This is a genomic window from bacterium, from assembly GCA_030652805.1.
Classification (GTDB): Bacteria; JAHJDO01; JAHJDO01; order JAHJDO01; family JAHJDO01; genus JAHJDO01.
Genome location: JAUSPT010000003.1, coordinates 1 through 3650, shown reverse-complemented (window position 1 = coordinate 3650; position 3650 = coordinate 1). Strand labels below are relative to the sequence as shown.

The window sequence follows — 3650 nt, the reverse complement described above, 5'->3', positions numbered from 1 at the left end:
CGTTCTTGAACAGTCCACAACCCAGCATCTTTTGGACATTAACCTCAATATCTTCATCTACATGCTCAGGATGAAACTCCTTGAACCCTTCCCAATGATCCCGAAATATCTGGATGAGCCTGTTTTTGTAGTAGATAGGACTGTTATTCAACATAACCACTACCAATCATAGCATAATTTGAAATTAGATAGATTCATATAATTTCCTATGCTATCAAGCCAAAATAGAAATGTCCGCTTTTAAGGAAGCTATAATACCCGATTTAAGAGGAGGGCATTATGACAGAAAGGGGCATAATCATTTTGGTGTTACAGTCAAAAGCTGGGTATAAATTTGTTCTGTTTTGGAAACCATTCTATCAATAGGGAATTTCTCTTTAACTCTCTGTTCTGCAGCTTTGCCTAATCTCTCTCTTTCATCAGGATTTTTTAAAAGTTTTAATATAGCTTCAGCAAGCGCTTCTGAGTTTTTAGGTTCCACTAGCACACCATTTATGTTGTTATCTATAATGTCTTTTGATCCTCCTGTATCAGTTGCAATAACTGGTTTCTCGGCTGCCATAGCTTCTAAGACCACATTCGGCATTCCTTCCCACAAAGAAGGTAAAACAAAAATATCTATAACAGATAATAGTTTTGGAATATCCTTTATAAAACCAAGAAACTTAACCTTATCCGAGATGCCAAGCTCAATTGATAAGTCAACAAGCTTTTCTCTACACAGTTTCTTTCCTGCTATGATAAATGTAATATCAGGAAATTTGCTAATCACTATTTTAACTGTTTTTATGAGATATTCTATTCCCTTCTGCCTGGATAATCTGGCAATAGTTCCAACAATGAGCGAATTATCTAATCCCAATTTCCCCTTTATTTCTTCTTTTTTATTTCTACACGATGTGACCGCATCAAGGAATGAATCAGTAATTCCATTCTCAACAATCTTAAGCTTATGTTCTGGTATGCCAGCTTTTTCTATTGTGAAATTTTTAACTTCTTTTGATACACATATCTCAATATCCACCATCCAGTTAGTAATTCTATCCATCCAGAGATGACTTCTTCTCCCTTTTTCACACACGCGAATTGATGAAATGATAATCGGAATACCAGCTATTCTTCCGAAGACTCTTCCGATTATGTTTGCATGAAAGAGATAGGAATGAAGGATATCGAATTTCTCTTTTTTAAAAAAAGATATAATCTTAAGAAGTTTAATTATATTCCAGAACCTTTCGACCTGAAAATACTTTACTTTTATGCCAAGCGCCTCTATCCTCTCACCTATAACACCTTTTCCCTTCAAGCATCCGACTGTTGGTAAGAATTTTTCTTTATCAACCAAACGCACCAGCTCAAAAAGCATGCTTTCCGCGCCACCAATGTCAAGGTCTGTGATAAGGTAAAAGATGCGTTTTGGAGAAGAATTCACTTTACAGTTATCCCTGCATACCCAACTACCTGAGAAAAATCGCCTGTCACCTCTCCGCTATTAGTATATTTTACCAGCTCTGCATACTTTGCGCCTAGCTTCTTACATGCTGCAAGCATAATGCACACAGACCCACAGCCACACATAGAAATACTATGCTTGTGAACTCTATTAAAAAGTTCTACCTCATCCAAAGCTAATATAGATTCAATAGCCAGATTATCTTTGGTTTTTGCAGTTTCAGATGATTCGTGATGCGTCATATCAGAACTGGCTATAATGAGCACCTCCTCCTTAAAATCTTCTATTGCGCTCGCAATTGCGTACCCAATCTCCTGATACTGTTTAATATCACCATATGAAACCACAATTGGGACAAATCTAAAATTATTCTTAAGATATTGAATAATAGGGAGCTGAACCTCTATCGAATATTCGTAAATCTGCGCTTCTTCATCCTCTTTTATCAAACTGGTTTTATTCAGTATTATTTCTGCAAGTTCGCCGTTAATATTGACATTATCTATAGGTGTATTCCACATGCCATGAGCCATTATGGAAAATCTTGCGCCAGCTCCAGTATGATTAGGGCCCAAGATGATTATATTATCCGGCAGTTCTGCTCTTGATAGTGTAAGCACTGCAGTTTCCCCCGAACACATATAACCTGCATGAGGAGAGACGATACCCAGAATTTTTTCTTTTGACGTTTTTTTATTAATGTACTTTTCTATTTCGCAAATGAGCTGCTCTTTTGAGGCAGGATAGAATTGTCCAGCTACTGCAGGATTTCTGAGCATAATAATGCTTCATTCCTTTAGTTTTTTGAAAACCCTAATCGCTGCTTTGGCAAGGCGGGGATCAAATTGAGTACCTGCACTCCGTGCTAATTCAGCCAAAGCACATTCTTTACTAAACGCCTTTCTATATGGTCTGTCAGATAACATTGCATCATATGCATCTGCAATGCTGAATATTTTAGCAAGTAATGGAATCTTTTTATCCCGCAGTCTCATTGGATATCCTTTTCCATCATACCGCTCATGATGACTCAGAATAATTGGTTTTGCTAATTTCATAAAATCTATAGTTTCAATTATTGTTACTCCAATACGCGGATGGCTTTTGATAATCTTCCATTCTTCCCTAGTCAGCTTGCCCGGCTTATTTAGTATTCTTATTGGGATTCCTATTTTTCCAATGTCGTGTAAAGCACCAAACCGTTTTATTAATTCTATATTTTCATCAGATAAATTCACTTCTCTGGCTATAGCCGAGGCGTATTTTTTAACTCTATCTGAATGACCTTGTGTATATGGCTCCTTTGCCTCCATGGCTTTAACTAAAGCTGTTATTGTATTAAAGTAACTCTGTTGAAGTTCATCAAAAAGAAGAGCATTACTTACAGCTACAGCAGCTTCATAACCTATGGTCGTAAGTATTGTCAGGTCGTCTCTTGTAAAAGCAAGCCCGCCAACCTTTTCCTCAACATTTATTACACCTATTGTTTGTCCTCTGACTTTCATAGGCACACATATAAACTGTCTTTTTTCGCTCCTGGCAATAATGTTTTCAAATCTAGGGTCTTTAAGTGTGTTTTTTATAAGGATAGGTTTCCCTTCTTTTGCCACCCAGCCGGCAACGCCTTCGCCAATTTTAAACTTAATAGTTTTCATTTTTGTTTTTGTTACGCCCTTTGCGGCTTTTATTTGTAGTCGTTTTGTTTTCTTGTCCACAAGCATAATAGATATTTTTTCTGTTAAAGTTTTTTGGGAGATTAATCTAATAATAGACGTTAGTAACTTCTGTATATCCAGCTGGAGAGTAAGTGCTTCACCGATTCTATGAAGAATATTTAGTTGCTTTATTTTTTTGTTGAGAGCAGTTTTTGTCTTTTCTAGTTGCTCTGCGATTTGTTTTGCCTCATTTCCTACTGCTTTTTCAACTTTTATCGTGTCGAGAGCAGTTTTCGTTTTTTCTAACTGCTCTATGATTTGCTTTGTCTCACTTACTACTGCTTCTTGAACTTTTTCCATGCTTACCATGATATGTAAATTTCAAGTCTTTGTCAAATCTCTGTGCTGGCTGGGCACATAGGTAACACTTTTTGTTTAAGATTCTCATTGTGATTCTCAATATATCTCATGGGTGTTAAATAATCAAGCGCTTGATGAGGGCGATTAAAATTGTACTCAATCAGCCAATTTGTTACAGCTGG

General features: G+C 36.7%; 3 protein-coding genes. All 3 read right to left on the bottom strand.

The features are described 5' to 3' along the window. Window positions 1–298: 298 nt before the first annotated feature. The 3 genes from Q7J67_00200 to Q7J67_00190 are packed head-to-tail and all read right to left on the bottom strand — an operon-like array spanning window position 299 to window position 3468. Window positions 299–1432, bottom strand: coding sequence for a glycosyltransferase (locus tag Q7J67_00200; GenBank protein ID MDO9463716.1), 1134 nt, complete (start codon window positions 1430–1432; stop codon window positions 299–301). Next, window positions 1429–2232 carry an AmmeMemoRadiSam system protein B gene (gene amrB, locus Q7J67_00195; GenBank protein ID MDO9463715.1) on the bottom strand — a complete coding sequence of 268 codons (804 nt, stop codon included), beginning with the start codon at window positions 2230–2232 and terminating at the stop codon, window positions 1429–1431. The genes Q7J67_00200 and amrB overlap by 4 nt, the downstream gene beginning before the upstream one ends. 9 nt (window positions 2233–2241) lie before the next feature. Next, window positions 2242–3468: an HD domain-containing protein gene (locus tag Q7J67_00190; GenBank protein MDO9463714.1), complete on the bottom strand. Its 1227-nt coding sequence runs from the start codon at window positions 3466–3468 to the stop codon at window positions 2242–2244. Window positions 3469–3650 lie beyond the last annotated feature (182 nt).

What these genes read in the sequence shown, in the direction of transcription:
- Q7J67_00190 (MDO9463714.1), bottom strand. Translation starts at nt 3,468, where the DNA reads ATGGAAAAAGTTCAAGAAGCAGTAGTAAGTGAGACAAAGCAAATCATA.
- amrB (MDO9463715.1), bottom strand. Translation starts at nt 2,232, where the DNA reads ATGCTCAGAAATCCTGCAGTAGCTGGACAATTCTATCCTGCCTCAAAA.